This window comes from Arthrobacter sp., assembly GCF_048266065.1.
Taxonomy (GTDB): Bacteria; Actinomycetota; Actinomycetes; order Actinomycetales; family Micrococcaceae; genus Arthrobacter_H.
This window is the reverse complement of record NZ_JBLXAH010000006.1, coordinates 301,819-320,804: the sequence shown is the minus strand read 5'-3', so window position 1 is coordinate 320,804 and position 18,986 is coordinate 301,819. Positions and strand designations below refer to the sequence as shown.

The window sequence follows — 18,986 nt, the reverse complement described above, 5'->3', positions numbered from 1 at the left end:
GCCGCATCTTGGGGATTGCCAAGGCACTGGCCGGCCAGGGCTCCACGCACAGGATCAGTCCGCTTCGATACCCAATGGATATTCTGATGAAACGCTGGCCGGCATCAAACGACTACCGACCCACGCACCTAGGCCGAGGCAGCCACCGGAGCACCGTCGTCGTTCCCCGCCTGCGCATCGACGGGAAGGTACCGGCCCCACCACTCCAGGATCGCCTCGAAGCGCTGGCGCCGGTGCCACGGCGTGCCACCGCGTGAGAGCTCGTGGTTCTCCCCCGGGAAGAGCAGGAATTCGGCCTCGACGCCGTGACGCAGCAACTCCACGTAGTAGCGCTGGGCCTGTTCCAGCGGGCAGCGGTAGTCCTCCTCCGAATGCAGCACCAGGGTGGGGGTGCGCACCTGCGAGACCTTCGCCATCGGGCTCTGCGCCAGCGTCGCGGCAACGTCGCGGCCGGTGTACTCCTCGCTGAAGAACCAGCCGATGTCGCTGGTGCCGGTGAACGAGAGCGGATCCAAGTAGCCGCGCTCGACGATCGCCGCGGCGAACCGGTGCTCGTGGGCGATCGTCCACGCGGTCAGGTAGCCACCGTAGGATCCCCCCAGCACCCCGGTCCGTGCACCGTCCAGCATCGGCTCGGAGGCGATGGCGCCGTCCAGGAAGGCCAACACGTCCTGCAGGTCCACGGTCCCCATGGCCTCCTTGATGGCCAGCCCGTGCGCGCGGCCGTAGCTGGCACTGCCCCGCGGGTTGCACTGCAATACGGCGTAGCCGGCGCGGGCGTAGACCTGGGCCTCGTCGAAATAGCCCCACCCGTACTGGGCATACGGGCCGCCGTGGATGTTCAGCAGGACAGGGTGCGGCCCCGGGCCTTCGGGCAGGAACATCCAGCCGTGCACCGGGTACCCATCGGCGGATTCGACCTCCAACTCGCGGGGGACGGCGATCCGGGTCTGCTCACGCAACCCGGCGGCGAAGTCGGTCAGGGCCTTGACCCCGCCGTTGGCCGGGATCCCGATCTCCCCGGGCGTCGTGGGATCACTGTAGGAGAGGACGACGACGCCTGCCTCCTCGGCGACGCCTCCCACCTCGAGGTGCCCGGAGACCAGGGTCTCGGCGCCGCCCGTCGCGGAGATGACGTGCACCTCGGAAGCCCCGCGCACCCGGGCCAGGGCTGCGATGCCGTCGGTTCCGAAGGGCACCAGGGCATCGTTCTCGGTGTAGTCGACGGTTTCCGGGTCGGTCAGCCGTCGCGGCTGTTCGGATCCGATGGCATCTGCCGCCAGCACGTGGATGGCACCGCTGCGGGCGACGAAGTCGATGCCCGTCTCCCCCAGTTCGCTGCCCAGCAGGAACAGCGAGGAGCCGTCGCGACTGAAGCGCACGTCGTCGTAGGCCGTCGATCCGGTCGCGGTACCGGCGACGGGTTCAACCTCCGGCCCACCGGTCCCGGAGGTGTCCAACCCGGCAACGCGGACACGGTGGATCATCGAGCGCAGGTCGCGGTCGGCCCCCTCGTGCAGGGCGGCCGTGAAGTAGACGTGGGCCCCATCCGGGCCGAATTCGGGGTTGGTGCAGTCCCTGTCAGCTGGCGTGATGAGCCGTGTCGGCGGGAACTCCCCGGTGGGTGTCTCCGCCTGGCCGCCGGCGGCATCCGCGGCGGCCTTCGCCGCCCGGCCAACCGGCTGGATGAACGGCTCCGCGTCCAGGTCAGGCAGCTCGAGCAGATGGATGCCGGCGCGCTTGTCGTTGCCGAATCCGAGCCCGTTGAAGCGGTACTTGAAGCCGGTGATGCGGCGGGGGTCCTCGGCTCCCGCGGCGATGCCCTCGACGGTGCCGTAGCGGCCCTCGGCCGGGGTCCTGCTGGTGAAGGCCACCCGGCGCGAGTCCGGGGAGAACGTGAAGCCACTGACGCCGAGGTGGCGATTCGTGACCAGCCGGGGCTCGCCACCCCGGGCGTCGACGATGGCCAGCTGCATCCTGCCCTTCTCGTCCGGGCGCAGGAAGGCGATGATCCGGCCGTCGGGCGAGAAGCGCGGGGCGGCGTCGGAGCTCCCCCGCGTCAGCCGCCGCGGGGCGGAGCCACTGCCATCGGCGCCGGGTTCGAGGATCCACAACTGGCCCACCCCAGAGTCGGCGTCAAAGCTGGGATGGCTGGCCGCGAAGACGGCGCGACTCCCGTCGGGGCTCAGCGCCGGGGCGGATACAGTGGTCAGGAGCTCAAGCTGGTCTGGTTTCACACAGCGAGCGTATCTGAAAGACTTATTGAAGGAAATAGTCGTGACCCTCGATTCCATCGAGCTCAGCTGCCCGGTCTGCACCGGCCCCCTGACGGCGGCCGGACCTCATGGCCGCAGCCTGGCTTGTCCCTCCGGCCATCGCTACGATGCGGCGAAACAGGGCTACTTCAACCTGCTCACCGGCAAGGGCACCGCCTTCCGCGAAGACACCTCGGCCATGGTCGACGCCCGGGCCCGCTTCCTGGGTGCCGGATACTATGCCCCCTTGGCCCGGGCCCTGGCCGAGGAAGCCGTCGGCTCAGGCGTTGACCTGCCGCGGATCCTGGACGCGGGCGCGGGGACGGGGTACTACCTGGATGCCGTAGCCCACGAGCTGGAGCGGGACCGGGGGCATCGCCCCGACGCCGTCGCACTGGACATCTCCCGACAGGCCATGCGCCGGGCGGCCAAGCTCCCGCGGACGCGGGCCCTGGTGTGGGACCTGTGGCGCCGGTTGCCGGTGGCCGACGCGGGGGTGGACCTGCTACTGGATGTCTTCGCCCCCCGCAACGGGCCGGAATTCGCCCGGGTGCTGGCGCCCGGCGGCCTCGCATTGGTGGCCACTCCCCTGCCCGAGCATCTGGGCGAGGCCATCGGCCCGCTGTCGTTGTTGTCCGTCGGCGGGAACAAGGAGGACTCCGTCACCGAGGCGCTCGGCGGGGACTTCGACGTGCTGCGTACCCGCCAGATCCGGACCACGCTTCATCTTGCGGACGATGATGCCGTCCGGCTTGCACTCATGGGTCCCGCCGGCCACCATCACGATGAGGCGGGGATCCGGGAACGCCTGGCGCAGAGCCCGGTGCCGGCCTCGGTGACCGCCGCCTTCCGGCTCCAGGTGTTCCGCCGTCGTTGACACCCGCTGGGGAACCAGCCATGGAACATACCTCCCAAGGGTGATGATCCCCAGCGCCCCCATCAGGCAAGATGGAAGGACCGAGGGCGGAACGTGCCCTCCCGACGTTGATGCAGGTGCCGAAATGTTCGAATGGGTCATCGCAAACGCCTGGGTGTTCTGGCTGGCGTTGTTCCTGATCCTGGCCATCATCGAGATGATGTCACTGGATCTGTACTTCATCATGCTCAGTGTCGGGGCACTGGGCGGAGTCGTCGTCGCCTTGGCCGGTGGCGATTTCTGGGTCCAGGCGCTGGTCTTCTGCCTCGTGGCACTCGCGATGATCTTCTTCGTCCGACCCATCGCCCTGCGGCAACTACACAAGGGCCCGGCAGACCGGCTGACCAATGTCGACCGCCTCGTGGGACAGGATGCCCTCGTCCTGGAGCCCACCACCAAAATGGGCGGACGCGCGAAGATCGGCGGCGAAACCTGGAGCGTACGCAGCGAGGATGATGCCGCGTTGGCTCCTGGCATGTACGGCACCGTGGTGCGCATCGACGGTGCCACCGCCTTCATCACCAGCCGCGGTGCCCAGGCACACGGCCACTAGGACTTCGACGGGGCCGGCGCCGTGGCTTCACGACGGCGGTCCCGCCACCAGACCCTTCGGGGCCACACAGAATAGGGGAACCACATATGACAGGCCTAGGCATCGTCCTGGCAGTACTCGCGGTCTTCGTGATCATCGTGCTGTTGAGGTCGGTACGCATCGTCCCGCAGGCGAGAGCCGGCATCGTCGAACGGCTGGGAAAGTACCAGCGCACCCTCGGCCCCGGCCTGACCCTGCTGATCCCCTTCGTGGACCGGTTGCTGCCGCTGCTGGACCTGCGTGAAAACGTTGTCAGCTTCCCGCCGCAGCCGGTGATCACCGAGGACAACCTCGTCGTCTCCATCGACACGGTCGTCTATTTCCAGATCACCGAGCCCCGTGCCGCCACGTACGAGATCGCCAACTACATCCAGGCGGTCGAGCAGCTCACGACCACCACCTTGCGCAACGTCGTTGGTGGGCTGAACCTCGAGGAGGCCTTGACCAGCCGGGACCAGATCAACGGCCAGTTGCGCGGTGTCCTGGACGAGGCGACCGGCAAGTGGGGCATCCGTGTCTCGCGCGTCGAGCTCAAGGCCATCGATCCGCCCCTGTCCATCCAGGACTCCATGGAGAAGCAGATGCGCGCCGAACGTGACCGCCGGGCGGCGATCCTGACGGCCGAGGGCACCAAGCAATCGCAGATCCTCACGGCGGAAGGGCAGCGCCAGGCCGCCATCCTCGCTGCCGAGGGCGACGCCAAGGCGGCGATCCTTCGCGCCGACGGCGAGGCGCAGGCCATCGAGAAGGTCTTCGACGCGATCCACGCCGGCAACCCGGATCAGAAGCTGCTGGCCTACCAGTACCTGCAAACGCTCCCGAAGCTCGCCGAGGGCAGCTCGAACAAGCTGTGGATCATCCCCAGCGAGGTCGGCGAGGCGCTCAAGGGCATCGGCGGTGCACTGGGCAACTTCACCGACGACGGCAAGCAGCCGACGCCGCCGGCCACCGGCAAGAATCCGGCTGGCCACCAGCCGCCGGAGCCGCCCCAGTAGCCGCAGGCAGGCAACGCGGCCCACGGACGGGGCGTGGAGGATGACCCTCCACGCCCCGTTCGTGTGTCGGCAGGTCAAACCGCGCTAGCGCGTATACTGGTGGCTTTGAGGCTTCCGCCGACCGGCGGGGAATGTTCGTCCGGTCGGCGACGTTGACAAGGTAGACGACAGCAGCACGTAGTAGGGAGAAAACATGAGCGATCGCAGTCTTCGCGGGATGCGCCTGGGCGCACAGAGCATGGAGACCGAGGCCGGTGTCGAGCCGGCCCCGCGCCAGCGCGTGGAATACCGGTGCGCCGATGGGGAACAGGTCTTCGTGATGTTCTCCACCGAGGCGGAAATCCCGCCCACCTGGGTCTCCAAGACCGGCAAGGAAGCCCTGCTCGTCAACGGCGAGGCGCCCGATACCTCGAACGACAAGCCGGTGCGTACCCACTGGGACATGCTCCTGGAACGCCGGTCGGTCGACGAACTCGAGCAGATCCTCAAGGACCGGCTCGACAAGCTCCGTGCCGCACGCGGCGAAAAGGTCGACGCCTAGGCATCGGGCACCCTCCGCCTGCCACAAGGGCCGGGTTGCACTCCTCATGGAGTGCAACCCGGCCCTTTGACGTTGGCGGATTCCCGAGGGGATCAGGCCTTGCCGGTGAGCTTCTTCCAGCGTGCCGCCAGGCCCCAGCGGGTGACGTTGAGCATCGCCTCGACCACGATGTTCCCGCTCATCTTCGATACTCCGAGCTCGCGCTCGACGAACGTGATGGGGACTTCCACGATCTTCTTGCCCAGCAGGGCCACACGGAACGTCATGTCCACCTGGAACCCGTAGCCGACCGACTCCACGTCATTGAAATCGAGGGCCTCCAGGGTTTCACGCCGGAAGGCACGGAAACCTGCGGTGATGTCGCGGGTGCCCAGGCCCAGCATGAGCCGGGAATAGGTGCTGCCGGCGACCGAGATGAGCTTGCGGTACGAGGGCCAGTTCACGACGCTTCCACCGCGGACCCACCGCGATCCGATGACGAGGTCGGCGTTCTGCGCAGTGAGCGCTTCCAACAGGCGCGGCAGCTGTTCGGGCTGGTGGGAGCCGTCGGCGTCGAGTTCGACCAGGACGTCATATCCGCGTTCCAGCCCCCAGGTGAATCCGGCCAGGTAGGCGGCGCCCAGGCCGGCCTTGCCTTCCCGGTGCAGGACATGGATCTGCGGATCCGACTCCCCCAGGTTGCGGGCGAATTCCCCGGTCCCGTCGGGGCTGTTGTCGTCGACCACCAGGACATCCGACTCCGGGACGGACTCCCGCAGCCGCTTGATGGTGATGGGGAGCGACTCGATCTCGTTGTAGGTCGGAATGATGGTGATTACCCGCACGCGGTTACCCTTCTGGACTGTTTCTGCGTTGGACGCGGCTGCGGACCCGTGGTCCGCGTCCCACCCATGCTCCGGTGGGGAAAGCCAATGTCCCACTATACGGGTCACGGGGCCGAGGGCACGGAAAGACCCCGGGAACTTCGGACCAAAAAGCACGCACGCAGGCGAAATCGATTTGTTTTCTACTGTTCCCGGGGCCTTGCCTGTTGTTGTTTGCCGAAGTGCCGGCGCGACGTCGTAGGCCTAACTACCATCGCCGTTGAGAATCCAGCCTATCTTCTTACGGCGACCTGTCAACTGTGTTCTGACTAGACGTTTCTGCACTATCGCCTAGTCAGGCCCGGCGCGTCGCAGACCGGCTACTTCCCCGTCCCGGACTTCTCGAAGATCGTCCGGCCACGGCGTACAGTCCGCAGGCAGGTGGGCAATTCCTCATCCAGCACCGGGAGCATCGGAGTGCCGGCCCGGGCATCCGTGCTCCACGAGGACACCCGGGCGTCGGGGGTCTGGACGGCCAGCTCGGAAGCGGCCCAGATGGCGAAGGTCGCCTCCGATCCGGGCACTAGCTGACCGGCCAACGGATCCGGGTCGCCGAAGGCACGGTAGCCGGCCCGTGTATGGGCTACGAAGGCCGCGCGTGCCGACACCCGTGCGGATTCGGTGTGGTGCTCAAGGCACGCCTTCACGGTCGCCCACGGGCTGTTCGCCGTCACCGGGCTATCGGATCCGAGGCAAACGGGCACGCCGGCGGCCAACAGCCGACCCACCTCGTTCATGGCCGCGGAGCGCTCTGCCCCCAGTCGCTGCTCGTACTCGGCACCCGGGCCACCCCACATGGCGTCGAACAGGGGCTGCATGGAGACCGTCACCCCCAGCTCAAGCATGGCGGCGATCGCCTGGTCATCGATCATTTCGGCGTGCTCGAGCCGGTGACGGCCGCGCTGGATGGCAGCGGCACCGACACGTTGCTCCGCCAGGCGGAAACCCGCGACCGCTTCATCCATTCCGGCGTCGCCAATGACATGGAACCCCGCCTGGATACCCGCCTCCGTGCAGGCCACCACGTGTTCGGCGATCGCTGCGGCATCCAGGTAGAGGGTTCCGCGGTGGGACGGTTCGTCCGTGTAGGGCGCCCGCAGATGCGCCGTCCAGGATCCGAGCGATCCGTCGATGTTGAGGTCGCCTCCGAGCCCTGCCATGCGTTCGGTTCCGAACCCGGCAAGGACCTCCCTCGCCTCATCCGCGGAACCGACCGGTTGGGCCCAGTAGATGCGCACTGCTGGCAGGTCCTGCCCGTCGGCGTCCAGCAGTGTGTTCAAGGCGGTGACGTCGTCACGGGTGCCGATCTGCGGTGCACCCATTTCCGCGACGGCCGCATAGCCGTTCGCGGCGAAATGGTCCAGGGCCAGACGCTGGTACCGCATCCGCGATGCTGCGGTGAAATCAAGGACCTGGGCGCGGACCCGGGTGTGCGCCTCGCGGACCGCCAGGGGTCCACCGCTCCACCCGTCCATTCCCTCCAGGCCGGCGGCCTGCGCCAGCGTACGGTTCACCAATCCCGAGTGGACATCGACCCGTGTCAGGTACACCTGCCGTCCGGGTGCCGCGGCCTCGAGCTCGTCCACGGAGGGCAAACGCACCTCCTGCCAGAGGCTCTCGTCCCAACCGGCGCCGATCACCGGACCCTCCTGGGTCGCCGCGCGCTCGGCGACGGCTTCCAGCAATTCCTCCAGCGACGCGCAGCCGGACAGGTCCAGTGAAGCCAGGGCAACACCGGTCTCGGTCAGGTGGACGTGTGAGTCGACGAAGGCCGGGGCCATGAGCGCACCCTCGAGGTCGATGACCTCCATTTTCGCGTCCACGAGCGCGTCCGCAGCCGCCTCCTGGCCGACCCAGGCGACCTCGCCCCCGTCGGTCAGCATGGCGGTGGCGAATGGATCTGCTGCGCTGTAGATGGCTCCGTTGCGGTACATGACCAGTGCGGACATGTGTACTTCCTTTCCTGCAGGGGGCGACCGGTGGATCGCCTCAAATTCGTGGGCACCGCAGGCGGTGATGCCTGCCGTGAAGCGGTGGCCTAGTCGGCCACGCTGGAGTAGGCGACGACGCCGCGGCGGACGGCGTCGACTGACGCACGGCAGCGTCCGGCCAGTACCGGGGACAGATCGGGGACCTTGGCCAGCTGGTCCAGGGTGTCGATGACCTGCTTGGCCCACCTGACGAAGTCCCCGGCGGCGAGGTCGGTACCGCGCAGGCATTCCTTGAGGTCCTTGCCCCGGGCCCAGTGGTACATCGGCCACACCAGACCCGAGTCGGGTTCCCCGGTTTCCGGCAACCGGTTCGCGACCTCCAGGTCGGTGAGTTCGGACCAGTTCCGCACTGCGACGTCCCAGGCCGCCTGGACGTCACGGCTCGGCATCTTCGGGTGCACCCCCGATGTTTCGCGTTTGGCCTGGTAGACCAGGGTCGTGACGAAACCGGCCAGCTCGGCGGCACCCAGGCGATCCATGCAACCGGACTCGAGAACCAGGGAGGTCAGCAGGTCGCGTTCCCCGTAGATCCGGCGCAGCCGGTTTCCCGCCGGTGTGGTCACCAGGACGCCCCCGTCCCCGCCCCCGTCGTGCAGTGCCAGGTAGCCGTAATGCTGCAGGATCGAGCACACCCGGTCGAAGGTCTTGGCGATGGTGTTCGTCCGGCCGGCGATCTGGCTCGAGAGCTTGTCGGTTTCCATCTTGAGCTTCCACCAGCGCTCTGCCCACCGCGCGTGGTCCTCACGTTCGCTGCAACCATGGCAGGGATGGCGTTTGAGCTGGCGCCGCAGCTCGGTGATACGTGCCTCCTGCCGATCGGAACCGGGGAAGTCGAAGCCCCCGGCCCCCCGGCGTGGGGGCCGGTTATCGTGCAGGGCGTTGCGCAGGGAGGCGGCCAGGTCCTTGCGCTCCTTGGGGGTGCGGCCGGTGAAGGATTTCGGGATCCGGATCCTCGAGATGACCTCGACTGGCCCCTCGAGGTCCTGGACACCCACCCGGCGGACCTGCCGGTCCTCGGTGAGCACCGTCGGCCGCGGGTCCCGCAAGGAGTCCGCCAATGCGATGACCACGCTGCGGCCCAGGCGGCGCGGCCCCGGCACGTCGATGACGTCCCCGGGCTGCAGGAGCTCCAGTGACTGTTCCGCCGCGGAGCGGCGCATCCGATGCGCGGTCCGCGAGGCGTCCTTCTCAGCCTGGCCCAGCTCGTGCCGCAGGCGGGCATACTCCTCGAAGTCCCCCAGATGGCAGGTCATCGACGCGGCGTAACCGGCCATGGACTCCTGGCGGCTCCGGACCTGGCGGGCCAGTCCCACCACGGAACGGTCGGCCTGGAACTGCGCGAACGAGGACTCCAGGATGCTGCGTGCCCGGCCCATCCCGAATTGCGATGAGAGGTTCAGCGACATGTTGTAGGTCGGGCGAAAGCTCGAATTCAACGGATAGGTGCGCTTGGAGGCCAGCCCTGCCACCGCTGCCGGGTCGGTGCCCGGCTGCCAGAGCACGACGGCGTGGCCCTCCACGTCGATCCCCCGGCGGCCGGCCCGCCCGGTCAACTGCGTGTATTCACCGGCGGAAATGGAGACATGCGATTCCCCGTTGAACTTCTCCAGCTTCTCCAGCACGACCGAACGGGCCGGCATGTTCACACCCAGTGCCAGGGTCTCGGTGGCGAAGACCGCCTTCACCAGCCCCTGGGCAAAGAGCTTCTCGACGACTTCCTTGAAGATCGGCAACAAGCCGGCATGGTGCGCCGCGAATCCACGCAGCAGCCCCTCGCGCCACGCCCAGAACCCGATGACGTCCAGGTCATCGGGTGGAATCTCCTGGGCCACCGCGTCGATTTCATGTTCGATCCGCCGCGATTCGGCGTCGGTGGTCAGGAAGAATCCCGTGCGTACGCACTGGGCGACGGCGGCATCGCACCCCTTGCGGGAAAAGATGAAGACGATGGCCGGCAACAGACCGGCCTGGTCCAATGCGAGCACCAGTTCCGGGCGGGACACCCTGTGCTTTTCCGGTGGGCTTGCTGGTCTGGGAGGACCGGCATGGCCCCTGCCCCGCCGGTTCGCCCGGCCCCCTCCTCCACGGAAGTTCCGGCGTTCGTCGCGTTGGGCCAGCCGGGTGAGTTCCGGGTTGACGGCGATGTCGCGCTCGGGCGTTCCGCCCTCGAGGGCCGCCACCTCGTCGAAGGCCACGTCTCCGGCGAAGAGGTCAAGCAGCCGTGAACCGGCCATGACATGCTGCCACAGCGGGATGGGACGGTGTTCGGAGACGACGATGGCCGTGTCCCCACGCACCGTATCCAGCCATCCGCCGAACTCCTCCGCATTGGAAACCGTCGCGCTGAGGGAAATGACCTGGACGCTCTGCGGCAGGTGGATGATCACCTCCTCCCACACCGCTCCGCGGAACTTGTCGGCCAGGTAATGGACCTCGTCCATGACGACGTAGGCCAGGCCCGTGAGGGTGTCGGAGTCCGCGTAGAGCATGTTGCGCAGGACCTCGGTGGTCATGACCACCACGTCCGCTTCCCCGTTGATGGTGGTGTCCCCGGTCAGCAGGCCGACCTTGTCGGCACCGTAGTAGGCACTGAGCTCGTTGAACTTCTGGTTGCTCAGGGCCTTGATCGGCGTGGTGTAGAAGGCCTTCATGCCACGCTGCAGGGCGCAGTGGATGGCGAATTCACCCACGACAGTCTTCCCGGCACCTGTCGGCGCCGCGACCAGGACCCCGCGGCCCTGCTCGACGGCGGCGCACGCCTCGATCTGGAACGGGTCAAGGTCGAATCCAAGTCCGCGGCGGAAGGCGCCGAGCTCGGTTTTTGCTTCAGCTGCGCGTTCCCGCCACGCTGCGTACTGCTCTGCCGGAGAGCCCATGCCCGACCATCCCTTCCTGGGTCTGAAGTCTGTGGGGACGGTGTTGCCCTCCCCGCGTGCTGTCGAGGGTCAGTCGACCGATTCGCCGTTGGCGATCAGCCGTTCGTTCTCCTGTTCCTGCTCGAGCCGGCGTTTGGCCCGTCGTTTGTCGTTGACCAGGCAGAAAACGGTGGCGGCGGCAAAGAGCACCAGCAGCGGGCCCGCCAACACGAACATGGTCAAGGCGTCGCCACCCGGGGCGGCCATGGCGGCGACCAGGCAGATCAGGAAAACGGTGATGCGCCAGTTCTTCACGATGATCCGCCCCGGCAGGATGCCGATCATGTTCAGTCCGACCAGCAGCACGGGGATGATCATCGAGAGACCGAACGCCAGCAGCAGGCGGAGCACGAAGCTGAGGTACTCAGGGACGGTGATCAGGTTGACCGCGATGTCGGGTGTCAGTCCCAGGAAGAAGATCAGCGCATGCGGCAACACCCAGTAGCCCAGGTAGACACCCAGCAGCAGGAGCGGAACGGAGGCACCGATGAAGGCCAGCGCTGTGCGCTTCTCCTTCTTCTTCAGCCCGGGGACGATGAAGGCCCACAGTTCGTAGAGCCAGACCGGGGAGGCCATGATCAGTGCCAGGAAAAGGGACACCTTGATCATGATGTCGAAGGGCGAGACGGCGGTGCTGAAGTTCGCCATGCCTCCGGCGTCCTTCAACGGCTGCAGCAGCAGCCCGAGGACGGGGCGGTAAAGGAAGAACCCGCCGATGGCCGCCAGGAAGAGGGCCCCGAGGGAGATGAACAGCCGATTGCGCAGTTCAATCAGGTGAGCTTTGAGCGCCATCCTCCCCTCGGGGTTGGATTTGCGCCCTGTTCGTTCTGTCACAGAGAACTAGAGCTGGGGCCCGCGGTGGTCGGGATCGACGACCTTGCCCTCGACGGGTTCGTCGGCGGCGTACGGATCCTTGGGGTCCTTCGGGGCCTTGGGGTCATCGTCCTTCATCTGACGGACCTCTGACTTGAAGATGCGCATGGACTGACCGAGCGAACGGGCCAGGCCAGGCAGCTTCGGGGCGCCAAAGAGAATCAGCGCCAGGACAACGATGATGACAATGTGCCATCCCTGCAGACCACCCATGGGGGAACTTCCTTTCGTCTGCCTACAAGTCTACGTCACGTGGGTACAGGTCGCGCACCCGTTGGGCCTGACCGCGGGCACGTTTTCCGGCGACACGGCGTTGTCTCCGCGCACGACGGCGGGCGAGTTTTCCGCCGTCGTATTCGGCCCGGGCATCCTCGCGGGAACGGAAGAGCCCGGCGGCACCGGCCGCGGGACGACTCCCTCCAGCCACCTCCTCCGTGAGCGGCTCGCCCGGCGGCAGGGCCAGCGCGTCGCCGGCCTCGGTCAGCTCGGTGAACATCGCCATGAAGCGGCGGTACAGGTATAGCCCACAAAGCGCCAGGAAGACGAGCGTTGCCAGGACCAGCACGGTCCACAGCAGGATCCAGAACCACCAGGGCATCATGCGTTCTCCTCGGTCAACGGGTGGGGTTGGCGCTCTCGATCGGCGTCGAGGGCGGCGTGCAGCCAGCGGCGGACCGCCTCCACGGCCTCCGGGGGCTCGATGACCCGCAGCTCTCCCCCGTGGCGGGCCACCAGACCGGGCAGCTGTCCGGTCTCGGCGATCCCGACCTCGGCCACGATCGTCCCGTCCTTGGCCTTGGCGCTTTGCCGCGGCGCGAACTCGTCCGCCAGCCGCTGCAGGCGCGGGGCGAATCCCAGCACAACCCTCGTGTCCTCGGGTGCTGGGGTGTAGAGGGTGCCGTCCTGGACCGCGTGGCGCGCGGGGTCGCGGGTGAACCGCTCGCCCGTGGTCGACGCGGTGAGGATCCTGTCGAGCCGGAAATTGCGCCGGTCCCCGGCCCGGCGGCACCAGGCCTGCAGGTAGGTGCGCCCGCCGTCCTCCACGAGCCGGATCGGTTCGACGTCGCGTTCACTGATGTCGTCGCGGCCGGGATGGTGGTAGGCCAGATGCAGGACCTGCTGGCTGGCGGTCGCCGCCGTGACGGCCTCCCGTGTCCCGGAGGCCTCGGTGGCGGCCAACCGGGCCGAGACGACCTGGTCGATGTCACCGAATTCCCCGGCAGCCTCGCGCAGTTTCGCCAGGGCGCCCCGGGCAGCGCCACGCTCCGCGCCGCCGGGCAGGTCCAGGATCGTCTGCAGTCCGACCAGCAAGGAAAAGGCCTCGATGAGATTCAAACGGATCGGCGCGGAGAGCCCCTCCGCGTTGGCGATGGTGACCCGGTCGCCCTCGAAGTCCACGTCGATCAGCTCGTCCGGCAGCCCATTGGGGACCCCGCACATCTGGATCATCGCCAGGTCGTCGATGAGGCGGCGGCGGCTGAGGCCGAAATGTGCTGCCGTGTCATCGATCAGGGGGGCACCCTCGCGCACCACGTAGGCGATGATGTCCAGGGCCCTGGCCACCACGTCGGAGGAGGACGGCCGCCCACCGGCCCGGGCCGGTCCGAACGCAAAGCCGGGGGCGGGCGCCGCCATGGCGTACCGCGCGCCTTCGAGGCGTCGGACCACGGCGGCGCGCAGGTCATCCGGTGCCAACACCGCGATGGCCGGGCCGAGTTCGGCCAATTCGGCGCTGGTGGCCTCGTCGTCCTGGAAGTCGAAGCTGATGGTGTCGGGGTCCTGCGATGTCCCCGGATCCTCGACGGCACGACTGCGCAGGGCCAGACCGCGTCCGGGGGCGAGCCGCACGGTGGCACGCTGCCGTGCCGATTCCGGGTCCAGTGCATCAAGCACATCGGCGATGCGGAAGCCCTCGGGTCGCTCGACGGTGCCGGGGCGTCGGGCAATCTCGGAGGTGATCCGGGAGAGCCTGAAGATCCGTTGTCCGTCCCGGTCGCGGTCCCAGCCCACCAGGTACCAGTGGCCGAAGCGGTTGCCCAGACCCCAGGGTTCTATGGTGCGCACCGCGGCCTGACCGGATGGTGGACGGTAGGTGAAGCGGATGGGCGAGTGGTCCCAGACGGCGCCGAGCAGGTCGCGGAAGACGGCATCGGCGGCGTGCAGGCGCGGCTCGAACGTCTCAAAGGAGGCGCCGGCATCCTCGGGTGCGTCGGCCGCTGCCGGCAGGAGCCGGCCGAAGGCGCGGTCGGCGGCGCTGGCAATGGTGGGATCCTTCCAGACCCGGGCTGCCAGGCCCAGGGCCAGGGCCTCGTCCGGTGCGAGGGAGACGGCCGGCAGGCGGTAGGCCTCGGGGCGGATCCGGTAGTGGGCGTCCTGCCGGTCGTTGCCGTAGTAGGCATCGCCGGTGAGCGTTTCCAAGGGGACACCGAGACCGCGGAGGTCCTCCTTGTCGCGTTCGAACTTGCGCTCGAACGCGTCGTCGGTGAGGCCCTGGTAGTCGTCCACGATCCCGCGCAGCTCGGCGCGGGTGTAGCCGCGGCGGCGGGACATCAGCGCATAGGTGAGGCTGACGAGCTTCTCCGTGCGCGAGGGCGCACCCGGGTTTCGTTTGGCAGACACACGCTTACGTTACTAGACAGGACGACGGCGCCGCCCCAGACACGGGGCGACGCCGTCGAAGGTGGTGTCCGGGTCAGCGGGCGTCCACCAGGTCGACCACGAAGATCAGCGATTCGCCGCCGGCAATGGCAGCTCCCGCACCGCGGTCGCCGTAGGCCAGGTGCGAGGGGATCTCCAGGCGGCGGCGTCCGCCGACCTTCATCCCGATCAGGCCCTGGTCCCAACCCTGGATGACCTGGCCGACACCGACGCGGAAGTGCAACGGCTCCCCGCGGTTCCACGAGGCGTCGAATTCCTCGCCCGTCGACCAGGCGACGCCCACGTAGTGGGCGGAGACCGTGGTGCCCGGAACCACCTCGGCGCCGTCACCGGCGATCAGGTCCTCGATGCCCAGTTCGGTGGGCGGGTTCTCGCCGGGGAAATCGATTTCCGGCTTGGTGCGATCGTATTCGCGCTTGCCAAAAGACAATGGGTGTCCTTCCTGTTTCTACTTTGCTGCCGCGTCGGCCTTGGTGACCTCGACAATGAATACGAGGGTACCCTGCGGTTTGCCCGCGGATCCGTCGTAGGCGAGCTTGCCGGGGATGGTCAACAAGACAGTGGATCCGACCTTGACGCCTTCAAGGCCCTGCGTCCACCCCTTGATGACCTGGTTGAGCCCGAACGTGGCCGGCTCGCCGCGGTCATAGCTCGAATCGAACTGCCTGCCGTCCGACCAGGTGGCACCGGCGTAGTTCACGGTGACGGTGTCGGACTTCTTGACCTTGGCCCCGTCGCCTTCCTTCAGCGTGGTGACCTTCAGGTCCGCCGGGGGCTCGTTGCCCGCGGGGATATTGATGGTGGCCTTGCCGTCGTCACCCAATGTGGCAGAAGCTTCGGTGCCCTTCTTGGCGTCGCCCTCTTCCTTCTTGAAGGTGATCTTCTTGTCCTTTGCGTCGAGGACCTTGAGGATCAGGACCTGCTTGGCTTCCGCCGGTTCGGCCGACTTCGACTCACCTTCGGTGGCTTCAGCGGTGTCGTCCGGACGGACATAGGCGACCCAGGACCCGACCTTGGTGCCAACCAGGACGTTGTAGATCTCAGCGTCCTGCTCCTTGAGCGCGTCCTCCACTGACAGCGTCATCGGGGCATCGGTGAAGGTGTTCCCGATTTCCTTGCCGTCCTGGGTGTTGTATCCGGACATCTTGTAGCTGACGTCCTGACCGGCCTTGATCGTGGCGCCGTCACCTTCCTCGATGACCTTGGCCCCGGGGGCGGTGGCCTTCATTGGCGTGTCGAACTCGACCTTCGGGGCGGTGTTGTCGTCCGCTCCGGGAGTCACCTTGATGGAGGACAGCGGCTCGACCGCGCCCACGCTCTTCGGGGTTCCGGATCCACAGGCGGTCAGCGCCAGCAGCGCCACCCCGAGAACCAGTGCAAGCAGCTTGCGCACAAAATCCACTTTCGTCGTCGTACATCGGTCTTCTTGGGCCCGCAGCACCCGGTCTCCGGGCGTTCAGGCCACGTCAAGCTTAGGGCGGCAGCCTGTGAATGCGCTGAGGCGGCGCGCCGGATCAGCGGGGGCCGATCAATCCCATGAGCTCATCGACCCGCGGATCGGTGTTGGCGAAGGGGTCCTTGCACAACACGGTCTGGCCCGCGTGGTCGTTGAGCTTGAGGTGGACCCAGTCCACCGTGAAGTCCCGGCCGGCGTCCTTGGCCGCGCGGACGAAGTCACCGCGCAATTTGGCCCGGGTGCTCTGCGGTGGGTTCTCGGCGGCCTCGGCGATGTCAGCTTCGGGGACGACGGTGGCGGCGCGGCCACGGGAGCGCAGCAGCCCGAACACACCGCGTTGCGGGTTGATGTCGTGGTAGGTCAGGTCGAGTTGGGCGATCCTTGGGGAGGAGAGCTCCAGGGAGTGCTTGTCCTGGTACTGGCGGATGAGCCGGCGTTTGATGGCCCAGTCGATCTCGGTGTCGATGCCGGAGGCGTCCCCGCTGGTCACGGCATCCAGGGCGCGGCGCCACAGGTCCATGACGCGGGGCAGGTGCGGGGTGTGCGCGCCGTGGCGTTCGACGAACGCGCTGGCCTTGGCGTAGAAGATCTCCTGCAGCTGTAGGGCGCTGAGTTCCCGCCCGCTGGCCAGGCGGACCGTGCGGCGTCCGGTGAGGTCGTGGGAGATCTCGCGGATGCTGCGGATGGGGTTTTCCAGGCGCAGGTCCTCCATGATGGTGCCGGCCTCGATCATGCGCAGGATCAGGTCGGTGGAGCCGATCTTGACCAGCTGGGTGGTCTCCGACATGTTCGAGTCCCCGACGATCACGTGCAGCCGCCGGTGGTATTCCGCGTCGGCGTGGGGCTCGTCGCGGGTGTTGATGATGGGCCGGGAACGGGTGGTCGCCGAGGAGACGCCCTCCCACACGTGGTCGGCGCGCTGGGAGAACGCGTACCGGTGTTCCCCGTCCACCGGCAGGACCTTGCCGGCGCCGGCGAACAGCTGCCGGGTGACCAGGAACGGGATGAGGATCTCGGCCAGCCGGGCGAACTCGAGCTTGCGCGGGATCAGGTAGTTCTCGTGGCAGCCGTAGGAGTTGCCGGCCGAGTCGGTGTTGTTCTTGAACAGGTAGATGGACCCGTCCAGCCCGTCGGCGCGCATGAGCTCCTCGGCGCTGGTGACCAGCCCGTTGAGGATCGATTCCCCGGCCCGGTCGTGGCTGATCAGCTGGGCCACGTCGTCGCATTCGGCGGTGGCGTACTCGGGGTGCGATCCGACGTCGAGGTACAGGCGGGACCCGTTGGTGAGGAAGACGTTGGAGCTGCGGCCCCAGGCCACCACCGGTTTGAACAGGTATCGGGCCACCTCCTCGGGGGTGAGCGGGCGTGAGGTGGGCGAGGAGTAGGCGATCCCGAATTCGGTTTCGATCCCCATGATGCGGCGGTCCATGCTCAGGCACCGTCCTCTCCGGCGAGGGTCTGCACTACCTCGTCCTTTCCATAGCGTCTGAAGGTGCGGCGGGTGCCGCTGGCGGTGCGGGGCGTCCGGTCCAGCACGGCCACCTCCAACAGGTCGGCGGTCGGGGTCCCGGCCAGGTGCGGCAGCGCGTGGGCGGCGCTGCGGATCACGTCGCCGAACCCCGCGGCCGACAGGTTCCGGCCCGTCCAGGCCGTGTCGAGGGCGGTGGCCAGCGCCGTGGCGTCGCCGCCCATGACCAGGATTCCCGGCTCGTCGGAGATGGATCCATCGAAATTCACCCGATACACCTGGTCGGTGGCCGGGTCCTCCCCCACCTCGGCCACGGCGAGTTCGACCTCGAACGGCTTGGTGTCGGCGGTGAAGACGGAACCGAGGCTCTGGGCGTACACACTGGCCAGGCCCCGGCCGGTGACGTCCTCCCGGTCGTAGGAGTAGCCGCGGGTATCGGCATACCTGACTCCTGCCTGGCGCAGCGACTCGAATTCGTTGTACTTCCCCACGGCGGCGAACGCGATCCTGTCGTAGATCTCACCGATCTTGCGCAGGGTCCGGGAGGGGTTCTCGGCGATCAGGGCGATCCCGTCGCGGCAGCTGGCCACGATGACCGAACGTCCCCGGGCGATGCCCTTGCGGGCGAAATCCGCCCGGTCCTTCATCAGTTGTTCGGGCGAAACGTAGAACTGGGCGCTCATCAGGCCTCCCGGGCGGTGGCCGAGCGTTCGGCGACGATCTGGTGGGCGATCCTCGACAGGTCCTCGTCCGGGATGCGGAAGGACCCGTCGGCGTCGACCCGGTAGAGGACGGGCCACAGGTGGCGGACCAGGTCCGGTCCCCCGGTGGCCGAGTCGTCGTCGGCGGCATCGTAGAGCGCCTCCATCGCCACCCGGATCGCCGCCGTGGCGTCCAGGCCGGGGCGCCAGAGCTTCTTCAGCGCGCCGCGGGCGTAGACGGAGCCGGAGCCGATGGTGTGGTGTTCGATCTCCTCGAACCGTCCGCCGGTGATGTCGAAGGAGAAGATCCGTCCGGCCTGCTGGCGCGGGTCGTACCCGGCGAAGAGGGGGACGACGGAGAGCCCCTGCATGGCCATCCCCAGGTTGGAGCGGATCATCGCCGCCAGCCGGTTGGCCTTGCCGTCGAGGCTGAGCAGCGCCCCCTCGATCTTCTCGTAGTGCTCGAGTTCGACCTGGAACAGGCGCACCAGGTCCAGCCCGATGCCGGCGGACCCGGCGATCCCCACCACCGAATAGTGGTCGGTGGCGAAGACCTTTTCCATGTGCCGGCTGGCGATGACGTTGCCGATCGTGGCCCGCCGGTCACCGGCCATGACCACCCCGCCGTCGTAGGCCAGGGCGGCGATGGTGGTGGCGTGGCGCAGCCCATCGGGGGCCGGGGCCGCCTCGCGGGCCGGCAGCAGGTCGGGGCGTTCACGCACCAGGTAGTCGACGAAGGAGGGTCCGTCGGGGGTCTGCACG

Annotated in this window: 17 protein-coding genes; 4 read left to right on the top strand and 13 right to left on the bottom strand. The window is 67.7% G+C overall.

The features are described from left to right. Window positions 1-128 precede the first annotated feature (128 nt). The gene (locus tag ACN0TP_RS12280) at window positions 129-2,237 is read right to left on the bottom strand and encodes a prolyl oligopeptidase family serine peptidase (protein ID WP_417219396.1); all 2,109 of its coding nucleotides are present in this window, start codon (window positions 2,235-2,237) and stop codon (window positions 129-131) included. Between the two features lie 40 nt (window positions 2,238-2,277). Between ACN0TP_RS12280 and ACN0TP_RS12275 the strand changes: the two genes are divergently transcribed. The 4 genes from ACN0TP_RS12275 to ACN0TP_RS12260 all read left to right on the top strand — a co-directional run bounded on the left by ACN0TP_RS12275 (window position 2,278) and on the right by ACN0TP_RS12260 (window position 5,299). Then, complete coding sequence (locus ACN0TP_RS12275) at window positions 2,278-3,132, top strand: putative RNA methyltransferase (RefSeq protein WP_417219394.1); 855 nt, start codon at window positions 2,278-2,280, stop codon at window positions 3,130-3,132. Between the two features lie 124 nt (window positions 3,133-3,256). Continuing rightward, window positions 3,257-3,724, top strand: a complete 468-nt coding sequence (locus ACN0TP_RS12270) for an NfeD family protein (RefSeq protein ID WP_417219392.1) — start codon at window positions 3,257-3,259, stop codon at window positions 3,722-3,724. Window positions 3,725-3,810: 86 nt separating this feature from the next. Then, window positions 3,811-4,758, top strand: a complete 948-nt coding sequence (locus ACN0TP_RS12265; RefSeq protein WP_417219389.1) for an SPFH domain-containing protein — start codon at window positions 3,811-3,813, stop codon at window positions 4,756-4,758. Between the two features lie 193 nt (window positions 4,759-4,951). Further along, entirely contained in the window at window positions 4,952-5,299 is a 348-nt protein-coding gene (locus ACN0TP_RS12260) for an RNA polymerase-binding protein RbpA (RefSeq protein ID WP_417219386.1), read from the top strand. A gap of 92 nt (window positions 5,300-5,391) precedes the next feature. Here ACN0TP_RS12260 and ACN0TP_RS12255 read toward each other — a convergent pair whose 3' ends face one another. The 12 genes from ACN0TP_RS12255 to prcB all read right to left on the bottom strand — a co-directional run bounded on the left by ACN0TP_RS12255 (window position 5,392) and on the right by prcB (window position 18,985). After that, window positions 5,392-6,123 (bottom strand): polyprenol monophosphomannose synthase, encoded by a 732-nt coding sequence (locus ACN0TP_RS12255; RefSeq protein WP_417219384.1) that lies wholly within the window; start codon window positions 6,121-6,123, stop codon window positions 5,392-5,394. Window positions 6,124-6,482: 359 nt separating this feature from the next. Continuing rightward, on the bottom strand, window positions 6,483-8,111 hold the full coding sequence (locus ACN0TP_RS12250) for an amidohydrolase (protein ID WP_417219383.1): 1,629 nt from the start codon (window positions 8,109-8,111) through the stop codon (window positions 6,483-6,485). A gap of 89 nt (window positions 8,112-8,200) precedes the next feature. Continuing rightward, window positions 8,201-11,029, bottom strand: coding sequence for a DEAD/DEAH box helicase (locus ACN0TP_RS12245; RefSeq protein WP_417219381.1), 2,829 nt, complete (start codon window positions 11,027-11,029; stop codon window positions 8,201-8,203). Between the two features lie 69 nt (window positions 11,030-11,098). Then, a complete protein-coding gene (gene tatC / locus ACN0TP_RS12240) occupies window positions 11,099-11,860 on the bottom strand; it encodes a twin-arginine translocase subunit TatC (RefSeq protein ID WP_417219379.1) in 762 nt (253 codons plus the stop codon). A gap of 48 nt (window positions 11,861-11,908) precedes the next feature. Continuing rightward, the gene (gene tatA / locus ACN0TP_RS12235; protein ID WP_417219378.1) at window positions 11,909-12,154 is read right to left on the bottom strand and encodes a Sec-independent protein translocase subunit TatA; all 246 of its coding nucleotides are present in this window, start codon (window positions 12,152-12,154) and stop codon (window positions 11,909-11,911) included. Between the two features lie 22 nt (window positions 12,155-12,176). Then, on the bottom strand, window positions 12,177-12,542 hold the full coding sequence (locus ACN0TP_RS12230; RefSeq protein WP_417219377.1) for a hypothetical protein: 366 nt from the start codon (window positions 12,540-12,542) through the stop codon (window positions 12,177-12,179). Beyond that, the gene (locus tag ACN0TP_RS12225) at window positions 12,539-14,560 is read right to left on the bottom strand and encodes a helix-turn-helix transcriptional regulator (protein WP_417219375.1); all 2,022 of its coding nucleotides are present in this window, start codon (window positions 14,558-14,560) and stop codon (window positions 12,539-12,541) included. Before ACN0TP_RS12225 ends, ACN0TP_RS12230 begins: the two co-directional genes overlap by 4 nt. Before the next feature lie 73 nt (window positions 14,561-14,633). Beyond that, window positions 14,634-15,029, bottom strand: coding sequence for an FKBP-type peptidyl-prolyl cis-trans isomerase (locus ACN0TP_RS12220; protein ID WP_417219374.1), 396 nt, complete (start codon window positions 15,027-15,029; stop codon window positions 14,634-14,636). A gap of 18 nt (window positions 15,030-15,047) precedes the next feature. Further along, window positions 15,048-15,992 carry an FKBP-type peptidyl-prolyl cis-trans isomerase gene (locus tag ACN0TP_RS12215; RefSeq protein WP_417219372.1) on the bottom strand — a complete coding sequence of 315 codons (945 nt, stop codon included), beginning with the start codon at window positions 15,990-15,992 and terminating at the stop codon, window positions 15,048-15,050. A 121-nt stretch (window positions 15,993-16,113) separates the two neighbouring features. Beyond that, window positions 16,114-17,484, bottom strand: coding sequence for a Pup--protein ligase (pafA, locus tag ACN0TP_RS12210; protein ID WP_417219370.1), 1,371 nt, complete (start codon window positions 17,482-17,484; stop codon window positions 16,114-16,116). 2 nt (window positions 17,485-17,486) lie between these two features. After that, window positions 17,487-18,206: a proteasome subunit alpha gene (gene prcA / locus ACN0TP_RS12205; RefSeq protein WP_417219368.1), complete on the bottom strand. Its 720-nt coding sequence runs from the start codon at window positions 18,204-18,206 to the stop codon at window positions 17,487-17,489. Continuing rightward, the gene (gene prcB, locus ACN0TP_RS12200; RefSeq protein WP_417219366.1) at window positions 18,206-18,985 is read right to left on the bottom strand and encodes a proteasome subunit beta; all 780 of its coding nucleotides are present in this window, start codon (window positions 18,983-18,985) and stop codon (window positions 18,206-18,208) included. The genes prcA and prcB overlap by 1 nt, the downstream gene beginning before the upstream one ends. Window position 18,986 lies beyond the last annotated feature (1 nt).